The organism is Mesorhizobium sp. (assembly GCF_017306585.1).
Classification (GTDB): domain Bacteria; phylum Pseudomonadota; class Alphaproteobacteria; order Rhizobiales; family Rhizobiaceae; genus Mesorhizobium.
The window spans coordinates 1-19,149 of the sequence record NZ_JAFKIC010000237.1 but is presented as its reverse complement, the minus strand read 5'-3'; the positions used below and the strand labels follow the sequence as shown (position 1 = coordinate 19,149).

Sequence of the window (19,149 nt, the reverse complement as noted above, 5' to 3'; positions counted from 1 at the left end):
GCTGCTCGACCAGATGCTGCACGAACGATTTGCCGACCATCCCCATGTCGGCGATATCAGGGGCAGGGGGCTGATGCGTGCCATCGAGATCGTCGCCGACCGGTCGACCAAGCGGAATTTCGATCCCTCGCTTCAGATCGACGCCAGTCTGACCCAACACGCACTCGACCTCGGACTGATATGTTATGCCATGGGCTCCTCGACCGAGAGCCAGGTGGGTGACCATGTCCTGCTGATGCCGCCCTACATCGTGGAGCCGCGCCATGTCGAGGAGATGGTGGACAAGCTCGGCCGCGCGCTCGATCTCGCGCTGGCGAAGGAGGCCTGAAATTGGCGCGTCGGCGGCGAACTAGCCTATCGGGCTGCCCTGTTGGTAGGGTGCCCGCGGCGCATGCAAGCGGAATGAGCGGACGATGAACCTGGACGAGATCAACAGCAGGATCGACGATACTTTCGAGACTTATCCGAAGCAGCTGCGCGTTGCAGCGCGCTATGTGCGCGAGAACCCGGAGAAGATCGCGATGCATTCGTTGCGTCAGGTCTCGGATCTGGCCAACGTGCATCCTTCAAGCCTGATGCGGCTGGTGCGGGAACTTGGATTCGAGCGCTACAACGAATTCAGGGATCCGTTCCGGGCCTGGCTCGGCGGCGACGGCACCACGATGCGCGGCCGGGTCGAAGGGCTGCGCACCAAGGGCAAGCTCGGCCAGATGAGCGGATCTGTCGCCGAAGTTTTCGCCCGCGACATGTCGGACCTCCAGTCGACGGCAAGCCAGATCAACATAGAGGATCTCGTTGTCGCGGCCGACATGATCCTTGCGGCCAGGCGCGTCTTCATCGTCGGGTTCCGCAGCCTGTATTCGGCGGCGTTTTTCCTGGACTACAATTGCAGGATGGTCTCCGCCAGCAGCGTGTTGATCGACGGGCGCGGCGGCGCGCTCGGCGACGAGGTGCGTGACGCGGGGCCGCAGGACGTCGTTGTCGTGCTGTCGCATCGCAGCTATTCGCGCGACGCCCTCAAGATCGCCCGATACGCCAGAAGCGCCGGCTCCAAGGTCATTTCGATCGTCGACAGTTCGCTCGCGCCGACCGTCGCCATCTCGGACGTCAGGCTGGTGCTGACCGCCAGCCATTCGTCGGTCCTGTCTTCCGTGGTCTCGACACTCGCCGTGGTGCAGGCGCTGATCACCGTCATCGTCAGCAAGATCGGTGACGACGTCTACGACACGATGAAACGAAACGAAGCTTTCTACCGGGCCTTCGACACCTTCGTCGAAGACTGAACGGCCACCCATAAGCCGCATCGCCGCGCGATGCCGGCTCCGCGACAATCGGAACGGTTTCCGATGAGAACCCCTTATTGGAGGAATGCATACGCATGTCTACGCATGAGAACGACCGCCTCGCTACCATCGAGGTCAGCGGCACCCACTACGAAGTCGGCCTGCAGCTTGGCCGCTTCGCCGCGGACCTCGTCCATAGCTATACGGTGCCCAGCAAGGTCTGGGGTCAGGTGATGACTTATCGCGATGATTCGCGCGTCGAGGTCATGCGCCGCATAGTCCGTGAACGATTCCCCGCCTATTGGGAGGAAATGCGCGGCATGGCCGAAGGCCTCGGCCTGCCGTTCGACGACATCGTCTTGTGGCACTTTCGCGGTGACGTCTGGGAGATGCCGCCCGAGGGCTGCACGACCGTCCAGATCCCAGGCAATGAGCCGGTGGTGGCGCATAATGAAGATGGTAGTGCTGCTCAGCTCAGCCGCTGCGCCATGGCGCGTGTGCGGCCCGCCGGCAGCAAGGCCTTCACGTCCTTCATCTATCCCGGAACAATTCCCGGCCATGCCTTCGCCGTAAGCGAGGCCGGCCTCGTCGCCACGATCAACCACATCGGCGCGCTCGTCAGCGGCGTCGGCTTGCCGCGCACCTTGCTCGGCCGGGCACTGCTCGACTGCGATACACTCGACGATGCCGTGCAACTGCTCCAGAGCTCGCCACGCTCTGGGGCCTATCACGTTACGCTGGCGCAGGCAGGCGACGACAGGATATTCGGTGTCGAGTTCACCCATCTGAACTGTTCGGTGCGAAAGATCGACACCCCGCAGTGCCATTCGAATCATCTCATCCATCCAGCCACGGCGGGCGAGCAGCAGGAGATCACGGATTCCTCGCTTGCCAGGCTTAAACGGGCAAGCGAGCTTGTGGACGGTGCCGCCAAGGTCGATCCTCTGGAGGTATTGTGGGACAAGAGCGACCCTGACCTGCCGGTGCATTCGGCCGAAACGCTGGCGACCGCCGTTTTCCACGTCGGGCCGAAATCAGTCGACTGGAGCGTCTATGATCGCGTCGGCGAGGCGTCTTGTTTTTCCTCACGGAAGAATTGAACCGATCGAGAGTTGGCGGATCGGTCGATCCGCCAATGGAATTCCGGGCACACGCTTGAATGAAGGAGCGCGCGGCAATTTCCGTCCGGATTGCTTAAAAACAAAGAGTTAGAGTGGGGTGCCGTTTCCGTGAAACGGTGAACTGCTCTAGGCTGAATCGACATTCACCGCATCCATATCATTGCACAAGCGATTTGGACGAAGCTGAGGAAGTGTATGGCGCGCCGATCGTATCGAGTGGCGATGCGTCTGAAGTGCTTGAGCTTGTTGAAGCAGCGTTCGATGAGATTGCGGGCCTTGTAGGCTTCGAAGTCGTAGGGGATCAGGGCTTTGCGGGTCGGATTGCAGGGGATGACGGCTTCCGCTCCCATATCGGCGACGATGGTGCGTAGGGCGTTGCTGTCATAGGCCTTGTCAGCAAGAACGCGTCTGGCCTTGAGCCCTTCGAGTAAGGCAGGCGCCTGGGTGACATCGCCACGCTGACCGGGCGTCAGGATCAGCCGCAACGGGCGGCCGCGGCCATCGACAGCCATGTGGATCTTGGTGGTCAATCCACCTCGGGAACGCCCCAAAGCCTGGTTCTGGTCCCCCCTTTTCCGGTCGCAGCCTGCTGGTGGGCGCGCACCAACGTGCTGTCGAGCATCACATAGTCGTTGTCGGGATCATCGATCAGGTCGGCAAAGACACGCTCCCAAACGCCGGCCTTGGACCAACGCCTGAACCGCTGATGCAGCGTCTTCCACTTGCCGTAACGCTCGGGAATGTCGTGCCAATGCGCGCCCGAGCGCAAAACCCACAGGACGCCATTCACGAACAACCGATTGTCCTGGCCACTGCGGCCCGGATCGCCTGCCTTTCCCGGCAGCAAGCTTTCAATACGTCGCCATTGTGCAGGGCTCAGTTCGTAGCGAGACGCCCATCTTCCTCCAGATCGAATCTGGAAGCCTATGAATCACGCTTCACACTACTTTTGAATCCTGAATGTCGATTGGTCCTAGGCGTTCAGCGCGGCGAAATAGGCCTTTTCGATTTCGGCGGCCATGACATCGGCGCCGAAGCGTGCCCTCAGGTCCGCGCCATCGGGCATCAATCTGCTGTAGGCAACAAGATCGGCCAGCGCCTCGCTCATCTTGCCGGCGAGTTCGACAGCGTCGGGTCGGATCAGGGCAGGGGAGCCAGGCCCGAAAATCTCCGGTATGCCGCCGACAGCGGTCGCGATCATCGGCTTTGCCGCCGCGAGCGCCTCCAGAACGATATAGGGCATGGCCTCGGCGCGTGAGGGAACGACGACGAGCGCGGCCAGCGTGAAGGCTTCACGGGCGGGCATTGGCCTCAGGAATTGGACGCTGGCTTCAAGCCCGAGCCGTTTCACCTGAGCGTGGTAGCGCGGCAGGTCGTCGCCGTCGCCCACCATCACCGCGCTCGGCACGCGACCGAGCCGGGGACCGGCGGCGGCCAGGGCGTCGATGAATATGTCCGGTCCTTTCAGGTCCCGCATCATGCCGATGTAGAGCAGATCGGCCGCGCCGGGCCGGGCGATCACCGGTCCGAATTCCGAGGCGCGAAGTCCGTTGTAGACAAGCGCGTTAGGGACCGGCGGCTCGCCTACCTTCCGGCGATAGGTGCGCCGCTCGTAGTCGGAGACGAACAGCAGGCAATCCGTGAAGCGCGCCATGAATCGTTCGAGCGCGAAGAACAGCTTCCCTGTCGCGGTGCTCTCGTCATAGTGAAGAGAACCGCCATGCGGCGAATAAAGGCGGGCTACGCGAGACCTTGATACCCGCAACAATGAGCCGAACAGACGGGCATAGGCGCCACCCTTGGCGCCGTGCCCGTGCAGCACGTCCGGCCGCAATTCCTTGATGATCCTGTAGGTGCGCCGGGCCGAAGCGAGGTCGCCCGGCCCGACATGACGCTGCATGGGCGTGCGATGGACGCCAAGCGCCAGAGTATCCTTCATCTGTTCGAACAGGCGTTCCTCGAACTCGCCGCCTGTGGTCGAATCGCAGACGATGCCGACCATGTGGCCGGCAGCGGCCTGCGCGTCCGCCAGGTCACGCACATGCCGGAAAACGCCTCCAACGGGTGAGCGAAAGCAATGGACGATCCTGAGCTTGTCCGCCACGTCGCGTCTGTCAGAACAGGCGTTCGCGGACGTAGACTGTATCTCCGGGCAAGAGCGGGTCGGATGTGACCACGCGGCCGGTCAGCACCTTGCCGTTGATGTCGCGGGTGATGTCGACGCTTTCCTGGTTGGCGCGCGGCGTGAAGCCGCCGGCAATGGCGATCGCTTTCTGCACGGTAAGACCCGGCACATAGGAATACTGGCCGGCCGCGCCCACTTCGCCCATGACGAAGATCGGACGGTAGCGATCTATCTCCACCGAGACGTCGGGGTCGCGCAGATAGCCTTGCCGTAATTTGTCGGCGATCTCTTTTTCCATCTGCTGGGCGGTGTGCCCGCGAGCCGGGATGGCGCCGACGAGCGGGAAGGAGATGTAGCCGGACTGGTCGACACTATAGGTGTTGGTCAGGCCGTCCTGCTCGAACACGGTGACGCGAACGCGGTCGCCCGCGCCGAGGCGATAGGGCTGGTCGAGGACTTCGTGAAAGGCCGCCGGCGTCGGCCGGTAGCTGGAGCAGCCGGCGAGCATCGATACGGCAAGCAGTGCGCGAAAGAGGGATGCAGTGCTTTTCATGACCGGACACGTACCTTCGACTGGCCGCTGCGAGCGCCGCAGCAAACATCTGAGATCGGGTCCGTTATCATCCTGTTAGGGTTAATGGCCGGTAAAGGAGATGGCCGTGACCATTCATGCCGGCAGGGGTTTTGCGGTTTTTGTCGTTTTTTCTTGGCGGCCGGCAGTAAATCCTAACGCAATCTTACCGCGATCTTAACGGCTGAGTTACCATAGTTGTTTACGGTGCATGCTGACTCAGTTTCGGAGCAGGGATGCATGTCCGTTCAATCCGCGGCCGCAGATGTCGACGTTGATCTCGGTCAGCTCTTCGCCAGTCTGGCGAGGAACTGGCTGCGGATTCTGCTCGCCGTTCTGGTCGTGACCGGACTGGCCTTCGCGCTCGCTTCGCTGGCCACCAAGCACTACAAGGCCCAGACGCAGGTCGAGATTGTTCCGCGCGAATCCGTTTACACCCGACCGGCCGGCAGCAACAATGATGGCGACAAGCCGATCCTCGACGAACAGGGCGTCGCCACCCAGGTCCAGATAATCTCGTCCAATGAGATCCTGAAGCAGGTGGCCCAGAAGCTCGGCCTGTCACGGCTGCACGAATTCGACGAGACGATCAACATGTCGGCCATGAGCCGTGTGCTCATCCTGCTCGGATTGAAAACCGATCCGATGGATGTGCCTGCCGACGAACGCGTCCTGAAGAAGATGCGCGAGAAACTCAATGTCTATGGCGTTGAGAAGACGCGCATCATCGCGATCGAGTTTTCGTCCGAGGATCCCAAGCTGGCGGCCTCCGTTCCGGATGCCATCGCCGCCGCCTATATTGCCGGGCAGGGCGCCGCCAAGCGCGAATCCAACTCCGCCGCCGCTGACTTCCTGGCGCCCGAAATCGCCGACCTGTCGAAGCAGGTCAAGGACGCCGAGGCCAAGGTCGCCGCATATCGCGCCCAGTCCGATCTCTTGATCGGCGGCAACAATTCCGTGCTGGCCACCCAGCAACTGGCAGAACTCACGACCGAACTGTCGCGGGTGCGGGCCAACCGCGCCGCGGCCGAAGGCACCGCCGACAATGTGCGCAAGGCGCTGCAGAACGGCGGTTCGCTGGACTCATTGCCGGAAGTGCTCTCGTCCGACCTGATCCAGCGTCTGCGCGAGCGGCAGGTCGAACTGCGCGCCAACATCGCCGACATGTCGACGACGCTGCTCGACAACCATCCGCGCATCCGCGCCGCCAAATCGCAGCTGGCCGATCTCGATGCGCAGATACGCAGCGAGGCCCAGAAGATCATGAGGGGCCTGGTCATGCAGGCCGACGCCGCCAAGGCGCGCGAAAGCCAGCTCGTCGCCGACGTCAACACACTGAAGGCGGCTTCGGCCCAGGCCGGCGAGCAGCAGGTCGATCTCGATGCGCTGCAGCGCGATGCCGCCGCCAAGCGCCAGCAGTTGGAACTTTATCTGACCAACTACCGCGAGGCCGCCTCGCGTCAGGACCGCAATTACGTGCCGGTCGACGCCCGTGTCGTCTCGGCGGCTTCGGTGCCTTCCGAGCCCTATTTCCCCAAGATCGGACCGATTGTCGGCGCGGCCGCCGCTGCTTCTCTTCTGCTGGCCGCTGTTTTCACGCTGTTGCGGGAGCTTTTCTCGGGCCGCGCCATGCGCCCGGCAAGGCGGGTCCGTCTGGAGCCGATTGACGAAGTGCCGATGCCGCCGGCAGCATATGAGGAGCCGCTCATCCGCCCGGAACCGGCTGTGGCCAGTGCGTTCGCCAATCGCGACGCAGAGGCGCCGTGGCCCGACACGGCTACCGATCCGCAGCCGCTACCGTCCGCCGAAGCCGAAGTGGAACCGACCGAGCAGGCTGAACCCGCCGCCATGCCCGAATACGCGTCCGAGCCGGAACCGGTCGCGGTGCCTCGGCCACGCTCTGTGCTCGGAGAGATCGACATCGAGAAGGCAGCCGAGAAGCTGATTGCCAGCGGTGCGGCGCGGGCCATATTCGTGTCACCCGAAGGCGATGAGGCGGCGGCGTCCGCCGTCCTGGTGGCGCGCGAGGTTTCCGACGCCGGCCTGCGTGTCCTGCTGCTCGACCTGACGGCCTCGGGCGCAGCCTCGCGTCCGATGCTGGACAGCGGGCTCTTCCCCGGTATCACCAATCTGCTCGCCTCGCAGTCTCAGTTCAGCGATGTCATCCACGCCGACCTCTATTCCGACTGCCATGTCATCCCAGTCGGCACCGCCGATCCGGTGCTGGCCATGCGCGCGGCCGACCGCCTGCCGATCATCATGCAGTCGCTGACGACAGCCTATGATCTGGTGGTGGTGGAATGCGGACCGGCCGACGCGCAAGGCATCAGCCGTCTGGGCGGTGAGACCACGGAGGTCTTCCTGTCCATGCTCGAACCGGACGACGAGGTTACACAGGCCGCCGTCAAGCTGATCGAGAGCGGCTATCCGGACCTGACGCTGGTGACACCACTCGGCCACGAACCGCCGGGCACTCCGGTGCCGGGACGGCGTTCCGCGGCCTGAAGGAGCCGTCTTCCTCCGGTTCGTCTGGCTTAACCCAACTCCAGGGTCGTGACGCCGAATATCCTGTTGGCATCGAGCTGCGGCGGCGGGCCTTGATACATGCGGGTCGTGCTGAAGGTCGGCGAGAAGCCGGCCGCCTCGAGTGCGGCGATGAAATCCGCGCCTGTGGCCGGGACGTCTATGTTCAAGTCGCCGCCCTGGCACGCAATCGCCAGATCCCCGAGCAATTCGAGAGCCATTTGCGCGTCATCGGCGAACAGCGGGCCGATCTTGAAGCCGTCGCGGCAGGATCGCGCCACCGCATAGCCTGCCATCTTCCGTGATGTGACCGCCGCCAGCGCCCGGTGGGGCGGTTGCAGCCATCGCCGCAGGAAGGAAGTCCTGGGCGCGGGGAAGCACAAGGTGTCATAGGCGACGATGTCAGGGATGCCTATGTCCGACGTCAGTCGTGCGGTCGTCGTGGGAACACTCCCACCGCCGGCGGACCGATTTGCCAGCCGGCCGCTGTACCGGATGGTCTCGTAGACTGGCTCGAATCCTTTGCGTTGGTAATTGGCCCGTTGCTCTTCGACGCCGTCGAGCCCGATGGTACGACCGGCGAGCCTTGCCATCCCGGCGTTCCAGACTGCCTTGCCGTAACCTCTGCCGCGCATGTCAGGGTGGCAGATGTAGAGGCCGATGAAGCCGAAATCGCGCCCGTAGGCGACCGCCGAGATCGCGGCGACCATCTCGCCGCCGACAAAGGCGCCGATGAAGCCTTCCGGATCGGCGGCCTGAAACATCGCCGCATCGTCAAGGCCGGGGTTCCAGCCCTCGGCCGCCGCCCAGTCGATGAGAATGGAAAGCTCCTGGAGCGAAAGCGTGCGGATGCTTGGTTTCATGGTGTCCTGTCCATTGCGACGGTTCCGACGCCCGACAGGGCTAAAGCAATTCCAGCAAAAGTGCGAAGCGGTTTTGCGTCCGGAAATTGCGTCCAAACAAAGAGATAGAGCAATGCCGGGCGATCCTTTTTCGCCAGAAATGCTCTAACTTTCATCTTCGCCTGCGGCGGGCGCTGCTTGCCGGACGGCCTTGCGACGCAAAAGCTTGGTCAGCTTCCAGATCGTCGGATTGTTCTTGATGAAGGCCTTCAGCCGCACGCCCTGGCGGAGCGCCAGCGCCAGCGCCCTGCCTTTCAGGGTGAGAGGAACCAGCACGTCGAAATGCTGTGTTTCGATATCGCACCACAGCCGCTTGTAGGCTTCGTCGCCGACAGAGAAATCATAGACTTCATAGCCGGTTTCGCAGGCTTCGCGGATGTTGTCGAAGAACAGGAAGTCGCCTGGGCTCGTGTGGGCAAGGTCGTCTTCGGCGATGGCCCCGAACTCGCAGATAAGGCGTTTGCCTGTGCGGCTGGACCCGGTGACGGCGCGCAGTTTGCCCGCAACCTCAAGCCCGTGGAGCAGAAAGGGGGGCTTGTCCTCTGCAAGGGCCCGCGTGAACAGGGCCCGGAAAAAGGCACGCGTCCGATCGTCGCCGAAGACATTGGCAATGCCCATCTTGCGAAAACGCAGTTCCTTCATCTCGAAGAAGGCATCGAGCAGCCGGTTCACCTCGTCGGCATTGCGCGCCTCGATGCGCCGGTGGCTGCCGACGGCCTCGAACTTGCGCGTTTGCGAGCGATGTTTCTTGCGTTTGCGCTTGCCGCTGGCGCGCAGCAGCAACGCCTCGAAACCACCGCTCAGGTCCACGGCCAGCGAAAGATTGGGACTGGGAAAATGATCAAGTGAAGCCAGCGGGTTCGCGGCGCCGTCGAGACTGGGCAGCAGCCTCTCGAGGGCGACGAGGTCGATATCCGGGCGAGCCTTGGCGACGGCCGCGAGCATCCGCCGGATGGTCCTGTTATCCACCCTGGCCAGCCATCTCTGGTCAATGGCGGCGAAATTGCCGTTAGCATGGCGGTCGCCCATGAAGCGCGCTATGCGGAACGGGCCGCGCCGGGCGATCTCCAGAGCCAGCGCGAAAACCGGTCTGTCTGCCATGGTCAGCGTCGCAATGAGCAGGTCGGGCTTGATGTTCGACGTCCAGTTCTGGACCCAGATCGCACCCTGCGCCGGCGCGTGAAGCGCCGTGCCGCAAAACCCCACATAGGCGGCGAGCCCTTCTTCGGCGGCTAAGGAAACCGACAGTTCGGCTGCATCCTTCGGCTGGGCGCGTGGCGCGGCTTCGGTCGTCGCCGGCCGATTGCCGTCAAATGACGCGGCTGCGTCAACCATACCTCAATCCTTAGGGCGTATTGGTCCCGATTTGGGGGTTCGCTCAGGCGTATTCCGTGCTTGGATAAGCCTAGGCGCAAAAGGTGAATGAATGATCGACGGTGGGGAGGCAATCCGGAAACTGGCGCTCAACGTCGCCCGCTACACCGGCCTCGCACCGCTGGCCAGGCCGTTTGTCGGCGGCATCGGCGCCATCCTGATGCTGCACCGCGTGACCGCCACGCCAGAGAAACCCGACAGCGTCAACCGCCACCTCAACATCGCGCCCGGCTTCCTCGATGCCATGATCGCCGACATGAAGGCCGGCGGCTATGCCTTCGTCTCGATGGATGAGGCCGTCGAGCGTATCAAGGCAGGGGGCAGCGGCGGCCGGTTCGCCACAATCACGGCCGACGACGCCTATCGCGACAATCTGACCGAGGCCCTGCCGGTGCTGGAAAGGCATGGCGTGCCAATCGCCATCTATGTCGCGCCGGGGCTGATCGACGGCACCGCCGACCTGTGGTGGGACGTGGTCGAGGACATCGTCAATGCACGCGATCATCTGACCCTGACGACATCGGCAGGTCCCACGCTGATTGATTGCACCACCCAGGCCAGGAAGCACCAGGCTATCGCCCGGCTGCATGCCTGGCTGACCACCGAGGTTCGCGAGGAGGACCTGCGGACGGTGCTGCGCGATCTGGCCCGGTCGAACGGTGTCGATGCGGACGCGCCACGTTTGCGCACACTGATGAACTGGGATGAGATCCGCACCATCGCCGCGCATCCGCTGGTGACGATTGGCGCCCATACGATCAACCACAGCAATCTGAAACGCCTTTCCGAGGCCGATGCCCGGCACGAGACGAACGCCGTGAAGGACATGCTGCAGGCCAGGCTCGGCATTCAACCGCGCCATTTCGCCTATCCCTATGGTTACGCCAGCGCGGTTGGCTGCCGCGAAGTCGGTTTTGCCCGCGATGCCGGCTATACCTCCGCCGTGACGACCCGCCACGGCGTGCTGCGCGCCGGGCATGCCGGCTTCCTGCATGCCTTGCCCCGCATCTCGGTCAACGGCCGATACCAGAGCCTGGCCCACATCCGCACCATGCTTTCCGGAGTGACGACGCCGCTCGCCAATGCCGGCAAGATGGTCGTCACGGTCTGAGCGCCACCTCCCGCCGATGTCAGACGGCCATTCCGCGCCGCGCCGGTGATTTTGTCAGCATTTGTGGAAGTAGCGGTAGGTGTCCGGCGCGCTCATCCATTTGAGATCCGACGTCAGGCCGCCATGGGCGTTGATCCAGCCCCTGATGTCGGAGGCGTAGGCGTTCCACAGCACGCCGGTCATGTCGGTGCGGTGCGCAAGGTGGAAACCGAAACTCGCCGCTGGCATCACGCAGATGCGGCTGCGCGGGACATACCCGAGCAAAACCGTGCAGGCGGACTGGCATTTGCCGACGATGCGCACATTGACGCCGCGTGCCGCGAGCGCCTTCCAGCGCTGGCTGTAGGCGGCCACGCTGCCGCCATGGGCATCCGAGACGTCGATGGTTTCGGCCGCCGCGATCGACGTGACGAGCGACGCGATGAGAAGGATCAGCCCGGCAAACACGGTCTTCGGCATGCCAACCCCTCCCTGCCGGCCAATGAGGCGGCAAGGTAGTCTCATGCGCAGTCACTTATGAATCACGTTCGCGTTTACATCTGACGGAACGCGAAGGCTTCAGCCCTTGGAGCGCGGCTCCAGCATAAGCCACTTGATGATGCCCATCGCCGGCAGCACCCAGAGCAGGCCGCTGAACAGGAAGAACAGGAAATGCACCCAGGCGCCGGATTCCGACAGGCGGGCGACCGCGAAGATCGAGGCCGCCAGCGCATAGACGATGACCAGCGCCACCAGCAGGCACATTCCGATCAGCTTCTTGAGGCGAATGGGCATGATACGGTCCCGTTGACCGTCATCGCTTAGGCCGAACGCGAGGCGCGTGCAACCCGCTATGTCGGGCGCGACGGCGTGCCGCGCTGCCCGGACTTGCCAGCACGGATGTGATGGTCCACCAATCCGCGAATTCAAACATGCCGGAATGACAGATGGCCGCCATATCAGCTGCCGCGCCTTATCAGGCCCGCGACCGTGACCTTCAAAACCGCGCCCTTGTGCGCGCCTGGCTCTATCTTGTCATTCTCGTACTGTTCGGGCTGGTCCTGGTGGGCGGCTCCACCCGTCTCACCGGCTCGGGCCTGTCGATCACTGAGTGGCAGCCCATCCACGGCGTCATTCCGCCGCTCAACGACGCCGAATGGCAGGAAGAATTCCAGCGCTACCAGCAGATCCCGCAATATACCGAGATCAACAAGGGCATGAGCGTCGACGATTTCAAGTCGATCTTCTGGTGGGAATGGGCGCATCGGATCCTGGCGCGCAGCGTCGGTGTCGTTTTCGCCTTGCCGCTGCTGTTTTTCTGGGCGACGCGCCGCATCGAACGCGGCCTCGGGCTCAAGCTCGTCGGCATATTGGCGCTCGGCGGGCTGCAAGGCGCCATCGGCTGGTGGATGGTGGCTTCGGGCCTTGTCGACCGCGTCTCGGTCAGCCAGTACCGGCTGGCGACGCATCTGACGCTCGCCGCGCTGATCTTCACCGCCACCATGGTGGTCGCGCGTGGGCTGGCGCCACATTCCGAGCCCTCCGCCGACCGCTCCACCCAGCGCCTGGCCGGCTTTATCGTGCTTCTGGCTTTGATTCAGATCTATCTCGGCGGCCTGGTCGCCGGCCTTCATGCCGGCCTTTCCTACAACACCTGGCCGCTGATGGACGGGCAGGTGATCCCATCCGACCTGCTCCTGCTCAAGCCGGCCTGGCTTAACTTCTTCGAAAATCCGAAGACCGTGCAGTTCGTGCACCGGGTCGGCGCCTACGCTTTGTTCGTTTTGGCGCTCTGGCACATGCTCGCCACCTTGCGGCGGCAGCCTGGCACCACCCATGCCCGCCGGGCCGTGCTTCTGTTCGTGTTTGTGGTCGTGCAGGCCTCGATCGGCATCGGCACGCTGCTGATGCAGGTGCCGCTGCACATGGCGCTGACCCATCAAGGTTTCGCACTCATTCTGCTGGGCTTCGCCGCCGCGCACTGGCGCGGCACCAAGGGCGCCTATCCCTTGCCCAATGAGATTGCCGTCGGACGCTGATTGCGTCCCGTCACATCCAGAATTCGTTCGACTGCGTCGTCGTCTTCTGGCCATCGAATTCCGCCTGGCGCGAGGCGGCCGCCGATTGCGTGGACTGGTCCTGAGCAGCCTTGGCTGCCTTTTCGGCGTCGGCCGCCTTGAGCGCGTCAAGCTTGGCCTGGGCGGTGGCGATGTCCTGTTGTATTTGCGCCGCCTGAACCTGATCCTTGGTCGCTTTGGCCTGATCTTGCAGGTCCTGAATCTGCTTTTCGAGCGCGGCTTCCTGGGCCGCATTGCTCGAGGAACTGGACGAGGAATACTGGATTGCGGAGGAGGAGCCCGAGATCGCGCTGACCATGACAAATCCTTGGGTAGGAGCCAGGACACAGTCAGTAGCCGATCATGGTGAACAGGCGGTTACCGCCGCTGCTCATCGAGGTCAGAAATTCGAGCGCACCGCCCGGATTGTTGCTGCGATCGACAGTTCGCGCGTTTCGTCCGGCTTGTTGCCATCCTCGTGATGCCAAGAGGATGACAGACATCCCCAGGCAAAAGCATGGTCGAGTATGGCTGCGGGGGTCTGGCCCAGCGTCCGTGCAAAGACCTCCGCCATGTCTGTGATACGGCGCGGGTTGCTGCAAATCTCGTCATGGCCCGGTGCGTTGTAGAACATATTGGCGGCATCGAAACCGGGATCGCCGAGAACGCCCTTGGGATCGATCGCCAGCCAGCCGCGCGGCCCAAGCAGGATATTTTCGTGGTGCAGGTCGCCATGCAGAGGCCTGATGTCCTGTGGGTTGGCCAGCAACCTTTCGGCAACCTCGGCCGCCTCGACATAGATGCTTGTCCCGCCCGCGTCGCGGTCGGCTCCTGCCTTCTTGAACAGGCTGACGTAGCGATCCCGCAGCGGCTGCAGGTCGGCGGGGAAGGGGTGTTTCGACGGCGAGAACAGTTTCGCCATGACATCGGCGGCGATAGCGGTGGCGGCATCGTCGCCATCCTCCGCGAGGACATGCGACAGCAGCCGGTCGCCGGCATATTCGAGCAGCATGGAGTGGCCGTCACGCCCCAGCAGCCGCACTGCGCCTTCGCCTTGCCGCCAGGCCAGATAGTGCTCGCCGCGCAATTCGTCGGCGACATCGTCGAACAGCTTCAGCGCCTTGACCACGGCAAGAGAGCCGTCTTCGCGGCGCACTTTCCAGATACGGCTCGAAAACGTCTCGGCAATGAGTTCGGGCGCGCTGACCCGCCAGCGCGCTGGAAATACCGGTGCGTCCATCAAAGGCCGAGCATCAGGTCCATGTTCTGGACGGCCGCTCCCGAGGCACCCTTGCCGAGATTGTCGTATACCGCCAGCAGCAGCGCCTGTGCCCTTTTGTCGTTGGCGAAGACATAGACTTTCATGCGGTTGGTGCCGTTATAGGCCTCCGGATCGATCTCCGGCACCCGCTCCAGATGAGCATAAGGCGCCACTTCGACCACGCCGCCCTTGATCGAGGCGAAATGGTCGGCAATCGCCGCATGCAACTGCGCCCCCGTCGGCACATGGTCGAGCGCGCCGAGCTGCAGCGGCACGACGGTGATCATGCCCTGGGCGAAATTGCCGACCGCCGGCTGCATGATCGGATCGTGCGAGAGCTTCGCATAGGCCTTGAGTTCCGGAACGTGCTTGTGCTGCAGCGTCAGGCCATAGGGGAGGAACTCGGAGGCATCCTCGCCCTTGGCGACATAGTCCTCGATCATCGGGCGTCCGCCGCCCGAATAGCCTGTTATGCCGTTGACGGCGATCGGGAAATCCGCGGGCAGCAGGCCCGATGTGACCAGCGGCCGCAGCGTCGCGATCGGGCCTTGCGGCCAGCAGCCGGGATTGGCGATCCGCTTGGCCGAGGCGATCTTCTTGCCCTGTTCCTTGTCCATTTCGGCAAAGCCGTACTCCCAGCCGGCGGCGACGCGATGGGCAGTCGAGGCATCGATGACCTTGGTCCTGTCGTTGGCGATCAGCGACACGCTCTCCTTCGCCGCGTCGTCCGGCAAGCACAGGATGGCGATGTCGGCGGCATTGAGGAATTCGGCGCGCGCCGCCGTCTCCTTGCGGCGCTCGGTCGGGATGGAAATGATCTCCAGGTCGCCGCGTTCGGCAAGCAGCGCCCGGATCTGCAGACCGGTGGTGCCGTGTTCGCCGTCGATGAAGATTTTCGGTTTCATGACCTGATCAAATTCCCTGAAATTCCAACACTATATGCCGTGACCGTGATTCACCGCGGCACCGTTGTGGCTGCCGTTGTTCAGCTCTTCCTGTCGCGCCTTCCGCTCGGCCAGCAGGCCGAGATATTGCATGGCCACCATCGAGCCGGCGATCGCCGTTATATCGGCGTGATCGTAGGCCGGTGCAACCTCTACAACATCGGCGCCGACAATATCGACCTGGTTGAGCTGGCGCAGCGTCGACAGGATCTTCGCCGAGGAAGGCCCGCCGGCCACCGGCGTGCCGGTTCCCGGCGCATAGGCAGGGTCGAGGCAGTCGATGTCGAAGGTCAGATAGGTCTTCTTGCCGCCGGTGCGGTCGACGATGGCATAGGCGATGTCGGATGCCCGCATCTCCTCGATTTCGTGGCCATAGAGGATTTTGATGCCGAACGTGTCTGGCGCGTGGGTGCGGATGCCGATCTGGATCGAGCGATCGGGATCGATAATGCCCTCGTTGACGGCACGGCCGACGAAGGAGCCATGGTCGATGCGCTTGCCGTCGTCGGGCCATGTGTCCTGGTGCGCGTCGAATTGCACAAGCGCCAGCGGGCCGTGGATGGCGGCATGCGCCTTGAGCAGCGGCCAGGTGACGAAATGGTCGCCACCCAGCGTCAGCAGGAACGCCCCCGACTTCAGGATTTTCGCCGCCTCGCGTTCGATCGCGCCCGGCGTCTTCTGGTGATTGCCCGAATCGAGCAGGCAATCGCCATAGTCGACGACAGCGAGATGCTCGAACAGGTCGCGCGAGAACGGATATTGCGGGTCGTTATCGAGGATCGCCGAGGCGCGGCGGATCGCCTGCGGCCCGAAACGCGCGCCTGGCCGATTGGTGACTGCGGCGTCGAAAGGAATGCCCCACACGACCGCGTCCGCGCCCTTCACGTCCTTTGTGTATTTGCGCCGCATGAACGACAGCGCGCCGGAATAGGTCGGCTCAAGGGCACCCCCGGTTTTGGAGCGGGCGGTGAAGGCGTGGTCGATGTTCTTGGTCGCCATTACTGGTCCTCGTTTTCATCGGGGTGCAACAACTACAGAACCGGCATGGAAGATGCCAGTCACAGCTTGGGGAGACGAAACGGCGCCGCCCGGGTGCCACGGCAAGACAGGATCTGTACCATCATGACGCAGGCCGCGTTTCTTAATCCGTCCGATACCATGGTGTCGACCCATGCCGGTACGATAGCAGGCGAGCGCTTCCAGGTTCTCGATTCCTGGCGCGGCATCTGCGCCCTTCTGGTGGCGCTGTTTCATTTCCCCACCGCTTCTGTGATCTCGCAGAGCCGCTTCATTGGTTCGTCCTATCTTTTCGTCGACTTCTTCTTTGTCCTTTCCGGCTTCGTCATCGCCAGCAGCTACGCCGACCGCTTGAACCGGCCTGAACAACTTGCCCGTTTCGCGCTCGTCCGTTTCGGCCGCATCTATCCCCTGCATCTGGTCATGCTCGCGGCCTTCGCGGCGTTCGAACTGATGCGGCTGATGCTGCCGCAATTGCATGGCACCGGCGCGGCTCCCTTCACCGGAGGTTTCGACATCAAGAGCCTGTTTGCCAATCTGCTTCTGCTGCAGGGCATGGGCTTCGAACAGCAGCTGACCTGGAATGCGCCAAGCTGGAGCATTTCGGCGGAGTTCTTCGCCTATCTCCTGTTCGCGGGCGTGGTCTTCGTTGCCGGCGCGCGCGCCTGGGTATGGTTCGTCGCCGCCGCCGTCACCGCGCCGCTCTTTCTGCTCGGCTTCTCCACGCATCATATGGATGTGTCCTACGATTTCGGCTTCATCCGCTGCCTCTACGGCTTCTCTCTCGGCGCCCTGCTGGCCTGGTTTCAGCACGATTCCATTGCAGGGGCGCGACAGGCGCTTGTCAGGAACGGCGCGCGGATGGACTGGACAATTGCCGAAATCGTCATGGTGGCCGTCATCGTCGTGTTCGTCTCGCTGGCTGGCGACAACGACCTCGGCATCGCGGCGCCGCTGGTTTTCGTGCTGGCGCTGTTTCTGTTCGCCCATGAAGGCGGCTGGATTTCCGCCTTGCTGAGGACGCCGTTCATGCTGACGCTGGGCGCGCTGTCCTACTCGATCTACATGGTCCACATCTTCGTCCAGGCGCGTCTCATCAACGTCGCGGGGCTTGTCGAACGCAAGCTGAGCCTCGGCCTTGTCGGCGACTTCGTGCTGCGCGGCCAGCCCGCGACGGGCTTCGGCGCCGGTTGGGCAGGCACCGCGGCGATCGTCTTGATGCTCGCCGCCACCATCGCCGTTTCGTGGATGACCTGGCGCCTGGTCGAAATGCCTGCAATGGCCTGGTTTCGCCGGCTGTCGAAGCGCATCTGATCCGCATCTCCGGCCAACCGCTAGCCGGCTTCGTTCACGTGGCCGTCACGGGCTTCGCCTATCCCCGGCTCGATCCGGCAAGGAGCGATTCTCGATGCGGACCCTCTGGCTGAGCCTTTTGCTTTCCACGGCACTTGCGGTCTCCGGCCAGGCCTTGGCGGGCGAGAGCCGCGCCCGGCAGATTCTCGACCGTTTCGAACATGCCAACCAGTGGCGCGACCATGTCATGGTGGCGGCCCATCGCGCCGGCAGCATGCAGGCCGGCAAGACGCTTTATGCGGAAAATTCGCTCGCCGCCGTCGAAGGCTCGATCGCGATCGGCGCCGAAATCGTCGAGGTCGACATCAGGCGCTCGAAGGACGGGGAATTCGTCGTCATGCACGACAGCTGGCTCGACCGCACCACGACCTGCAAGGGCGAGGTGGTCAAGTACACGCTGGCCGAACTCCGTACCTGCCGGCTGGTCATCGAAGGCACGCATACCGTGACCAATGAGACGGTATCGACGCTGCGCGAAATGCTGCTGGCGACCCGAAACAGGATCCTCATCAATCTCGACAACAAGCTCGAAGTCGGCGATCTCGCCGGCATGATCGCGGTGGCGCGCGATCTCGGCATGGCCGACCAGGTCATCGTCAAGGAAAACCTCTGGAATCAGAGCCGGATCGACACGGTGAAAGCCGCCATGGCCGCGATCGGCGACGGCTTCCAGTTCATGCCGATCGTCGCCGATGATGCCGTGCACGATGCCGGTTTCGCCGCGGCGGTCGACCATGCGTTTGCCACGCGCGCGATCGAACTCATAAACTGGCGGGCGGGCGCCGAGACGCTGACCGAAACCGGCGGGCCGCTTTTCAGCACACGCATGCGGGCCGAGGCAGTGAGAGGAGACTGGCACATCTGGGCCGACACCTACGCCATCGTCAACAAGCCGGGTGGTTTCCTTGCCGGTGGACGTGGCGACGAACTGGCGGTGCAGGCCAGCCTGCCGCGCGAGGCCTGGGGCTTCTGGGCCGATCGCGGCGCCACCATCATACAGACCGACGAGCCGAAGGCGGCGATCGCCTGGCTGTCGGCGAACGGCTATCGCGTGCCCTATGCAGGGTCGGGTGAGCGCATCGAACTCGCCGCGACCGCCAGCATCAATTGATTTGCCGTGATCGATGTCGCGGCCTAGTTCTTTGTTCAGACGCAATTTCCGCACGCAAAGCCGCTTCGCTCTTTTGCTGGAATTGCTCTGATTGTCGCGGGCCGGCGTCTCCTGACGCAACGGTGTCAGGGGAAAACCGTTATCCATGGGCATGCCCGATACCATGGTTTCCAGCCGCCCCGCCGCCTATGCCGCCACCGTCGCCGCAACGAGCCTTGGCTTCGTGGTGGTGCAACTGGACGTGTCCATCGTCAATGTCGCGCTGAACAGGATCGGCGCGGCGCTCTCGATGGGGATAGGCGGCCTGCAATGGGTCGTCGACGCCTACACGCTGGCCTTCGCTTCTTTGCTGCTCGCCGGCGGCGCGCTTGGTGACAGGATCGGCGTGCGCCGTGTCTTTGTCGGCGGCATGGCGCT

Annotated in this window: 18 protein-coding genes and 2 pseudogenes; 9 read left to right on the top strand and 11 right to left on the bottom strand. The window is 63.3% G+C overall.

Translation table 11 applies throughout. From position 1 onward, the window contains the following. The 3 genes from J0I79_RS28890 to J0I79_RS28880 all read left to right on the top strand — a co-directional run. Positions 1-328: aminotransferase class III-fold pyridoxal phosphate-dependent enzyme (locus tag J0I79_RS28890; RefSeq protein WP_292867362.1), on the top strand; the 328-nt coding region annotated here is incomplete at its 5' end. A gap of 85 nt (positions 329-413) precedes the next feature. Beyond that, positions 414-1,283, top strand: a complete 870-nt coding sequence (locus tag J0I79_RS28885; protein WP_292867359.1) for a MurR/RpiR family transcriptional regulator — start codon at positions 414-416, stop codon at positions 1,281-1,283. Between the two features lie 95 nt (positions 1,284-1,378). After that, entirely contained in the window at positions 1,379-2,383 is a 1,005-nt protein-coding gene (locus J0I79_RS28880) for a C45 family peptidase (protein ID WP_292867356.1), read from the top strand. A gap of 164 nt (positions 2,384-2,547) precedes the next feature. Here J0I79_RS28880 and J0I79_RS28875 read toward each other — a convergent pair. The 3 genes and pseudogenes from J0I79_RS28875 to J0I79_RS28865 form a co-directional block, all read right to left on the bottom strand. Then, positions 2,548-3,251: pseudogene (locus J0I79_RS28875) on the bottom strand (IS5 family transposase). A gap of 126 nt (positions 3,252-3,377) precedes the next feature. Continuing rightward, positions 3,378-4,508: a glycosyltransferase family 4 protein gene (locus J0I79_RS28870; RefSeq protein ID WP_292867353.1), complete on the bottom strand. Its 1,131-nt coding sequence runs from the start codon at positions 4,506-4,508 to the stop codon at positions 3,378-3,380. 10 nt (positions 4,509-4,518) lie between these two features. Continuing rightward, positions 4,519-5,082, bottom strand: coding sequence for a polysaccharide biosynthesis/export family protein (locus tag J0I79_RS28865; protein WP_292867351.1), 564 nt, complete (start codon positions 5,080-5,082; stop codon positions 4,519-4,521). Between the two features lie 258 nt (positions 5,083-5,340). On the opposite strand from J0I79_RS28865, the gene J0I79_RS28860 reads away from it, so the two are divergent. Then, complete coding sequence (locus J0I79_RS28860; protein WP_292867348.1) at positions 5,341-7,605, top strand: exopolysaccharide transport family protein; 2,265 nt, start codon at positions 5,341-5,343, stop codon at positions 7,603-7,605. 29 nt (positions 7,606-7,634) lie between these two features. On the opposite strand, the gene J0I79_RS28855 is transcribed toward J0I79_RS28860, so the two are convergent. Continuing rightward, positions 7,635-8,486 carry a GNAT family N-acetyltransferase gene (locus tag J0I79_RS28855; RefSeq protein ID WP_292867345.1) on the bottom strand — a complete coding sequence of 284 codons (852 nt, stop codon included), beginning with the start codon at positions 8,484-8,486 and terminating at the stop codon, positions 7,635-7,637. Positions 8,487-8,630: 144 nt separating this feature from the next. Beyond that, a complete protein-coding gene (locus J0I79_RS28850; protein WP_292867342.1) occupies positions 8,631-9,860 on the bottom strand; it encodes a GNAT family N-acetyltransferase in 1,230 nt (409 codons plus the stop codon). Between the two features lie 91 nt (positions 9,861-9,951). Here J0I79_RS28850 and J0I79_RS28845 point away from each other — a divergent pair, with 91 nt between their 5' ends. Then, positions 9,952-11,010 carry a polysaccharide deacetylase family protein gene (locus tag J0I79_RS28845; protein ID WP_292867339.1) on the top strand — a complete coding sequence of 353 codons (1,059 nt, stop codon included), beginning with the start codon at positions 9,952-9,954 and terminating at the stop codon, positions 11,008-11,010. Between the two features lie 54 nt (positions 11,011-11,064). Here J0I79_RS28845 and J0I79_RS28840 read toward each other — a convergent pair whose 3' ends face one another. Together J0I79_RS28840 and J0I79_RS28835 are read right to left on the bottom strand one after the other, a co-directional pair. Further along, positions 11,065-11,469, bottom strand: coding sequence for a hypothetical protein (locus J0I79_RS28840; RefSeq protein ID WP_292867336.1), 405 nt, complete (start codon positions 11,467-11,469; stop codon positions 11,065-11,067). A 99-nt stretch (positions 11,470-11,568) separates the two neighbouring features. Then, entirely contained in the window at positions 11,569-11,784 is a 216-nt protein-coding gene (locus tag J0I79_RS28835) for a DUF2842 domain-containing protein (protein WP_292867333.1), read from the bottom strand. A 152-nt stretch (positions 11,785-11,936) separates the two neighbouring features. Between J0I79_RS28835 and J0I79_RS28830 the strand changes: the two genes are divergently transcribed. Continuing rightward, positions 11,937-13,028 carry a COX15/CtaA family protein gene (locus J0I79_RS28830; RefSeq protein ID WP_292867330.1) on the top strand — a complete coding sequence of 364 codons (1,092 nt, stop codon included), beginning with the start codon at positions 11,937-11,939 and terminating at the stop codon, positions 13,026-13,028. A gap of 10 nt (positions 13,029-13,038) precedes the next feature. Here J0I79_RS28830 and J0I79_RS28825 read toward each other — a convergent pair whose 3' ends face one another. The 4 genes from J0I79_RS28825 to speB all read right to left on the bottom strand — a co-directional run bounded on the left by J0I79_RS28825 (position 13,039) and on the right by speB (position 16,250). Then, positions 13,039-13,365: a hypothetical protein gene (locus J0I79_RS28825; RefSeq protein ID WP_292867327.1), complete on the bottom strand. Its 327-nt coding sequence runs from the start codon at positions 13,363-13,365 to the stop codon at positions 13,039-13,041. A gap of 81 nt (positions 13,366-13,446) precedes the next feature. Further along, positions 13,447-14,289, bottom strand: a complete 843-nt coding sequence (locus J0I79_RS28820) for an aminoglycoside phosphotransferase family protein (protein ID WP_292867324.1) — start codon at positions 14,287-14,289, stop codon at positions 13,447-13,449. Then, positions 14,286-15,212 (bottom strand): N-acetyl-gamma-glutamyl-phosphate reductase, encoded by a 927-nt coding sequence (gene argC, locus J0I79_RS28815; protein WP_292867321.1) that lies wholly within the window; start codon positions 15,210-15,212, stop codon positions 14,286-14,288. Before argC ends, J0I79_RS28820 begins: the two co-directional genes overlap by 4 nt. A gap of 30 nt (positions 15,213-15,242) precedes the next feature. Beyond that, complete coding sequence (speB, locus tag J0I79_RS28810) at positions 15,243-16,250, bottom strand: agmatinase (protein ID WP_292867318.1); 1,008 nt, start codon at positions 16,248-16,250, stop codon at positions 15,243-15,245. 123 nt (positions 16,251-16,373) lie between these two features. Here speB and J0I79_RS28805 point away from each other — a divergent pair, with 123 nt between their 5' ends. The 3 genes and pseudogenes from J0I79_RS28805 to J0I79_RS28795 all read left to right on the top strand — a co-directional run. Then, the gene (locus tag J0I79_RS28805) at positions 16,374-17,582 is read left to right on the top strand and encodes an acyltransferase (RefSeq protein WP_292867315.1); all 1,209 of its coding nucleotides are present in this window, start codon (positions 16,374-16,376) and stop codon (positions 17,580-17,582) included. 94 nt (positions 17,583-17,676) lie between these two features. Next, positions 17,677-18,732, top strand: a complete 1,056-nt coding sequence (locus tag J0I79_RS28800) for a glycerophosphodiester phosphodiesterase family protein (protein WP_292867312.1) — start codon at positions 17,677-17,679, stop codon at positions 18,730-18,732. 145 nt (positions 18,733-18,877) lie between these two features. Next, positions 18,878-19,149: pseudogene (locus tag J0I79_RS28795) on the top strand (MFS transporter); the annotation flags it as partial.

Bases quoted from the DNA above. Each gene is read 5' to 3' on its own strand.
- J0I79_RS28825 (WP_292867327.1), bottom strand. From the start codon at position 13,365: ATGGTCAGCGCGATCTCGGGCTCCTCCTCCGCAATCCAGTATTCCTCG.
- speB (WP_292867318.1), bottom strand. From the start codon at position 16,250: ATGGCGACCAAGAACATCGACCACGCCTTCACCGCCCGCTCCAAAACC.
- J0I79_RS28845 (WP_292867339.1), top strand. From the start codon at position 9,952: ATGATCGACGGTGGGGAGGCAATCCGGAAACTGGCGCTCAACGTCGCC.
- J0I79_RS28850 (WP_292867342.1), bottom strand. From the start codon at position 9,860: ATGGTTGACGCAGCCGCGTCATTTGACGGCAATCGGCCGGCGACGACC.
- J0I79_RS28865 (WP_292867351.1), bottom strand. From the start codon at position 5,082: ATGAAAAGCACTGCATCCCTCTTTCGCGCACTGCTTGCCGTATCGATG.
- J0I79_RS28830 (WP_292867330.1), top strand. From the start codon at position 11,937: ATGGCCGCCATATCAGCTGCCGCGCCTTATCAGGCCCGCGACCGTGAC.
- argC (WP_292867321.1), bottom strand. From the start codon at position 15,212: ATGAAACCGAAAATCTTCATCGACGGCGAACACGGCACCACCGGTCTG.
- J0I79_RS28835 (WP_292867333.1), bottom strand. From the start codon at position 11,784: ATGCCCATTCGCCTCAAGAAGCTGATCGGAATGTGCCTGCTGGTGGCG.
- J0I79_RS28855 (WP_292867345.1), bottom strand. From the start codon at position 8,486: ATGAAACCAAGCATCCGCACGCTTTCGCTCCAGGAGCTTTCCATTCTC.
- J0I79_RS28840 (WP_292867336.1), bottom strand. From the start codon at position 11,469: ATGCCGAAGACCGTGTTTGCCGGGCTGATCCTTCTCATCGCGTCGCTC.
- J0I79_RS28800 (WP_292867312.1), top strand. From the start codon at position 17,677: ATGCGGACCCTCTGGCTGAGCCTTTTGCTTTCCACGGCACTTGCGGTC.
- J0I79_RS28880 (WP_292867356.1), top strand. From the start codon at position 1,379: ATGTCTACGCATGAGAACGACCGCCTCGCTACCATCGAGGTCAGCGGC.
- J0I79_RS28860 (WP_292867348.1), top strand. From the start codon at position 5,341: ATGTCCGTTCAATCCGCGGCCGCAGATGTCGACGTTGATCTCGGTCAG.
- J0I79_RS28885 (WP_292867359.1), top strand. From the start codon at position 414: ATGAACCTGGACGAGATCAACAGCAGGATCGACGATACTTTCGAGACT.
- J0I79_RS28805 (WP_292867315.1), top strand. From the start codon at position 16,374: ATGACGCAGGCCGCGTTTCTTAATCCGTCCGATACCATGGTGTCGACC.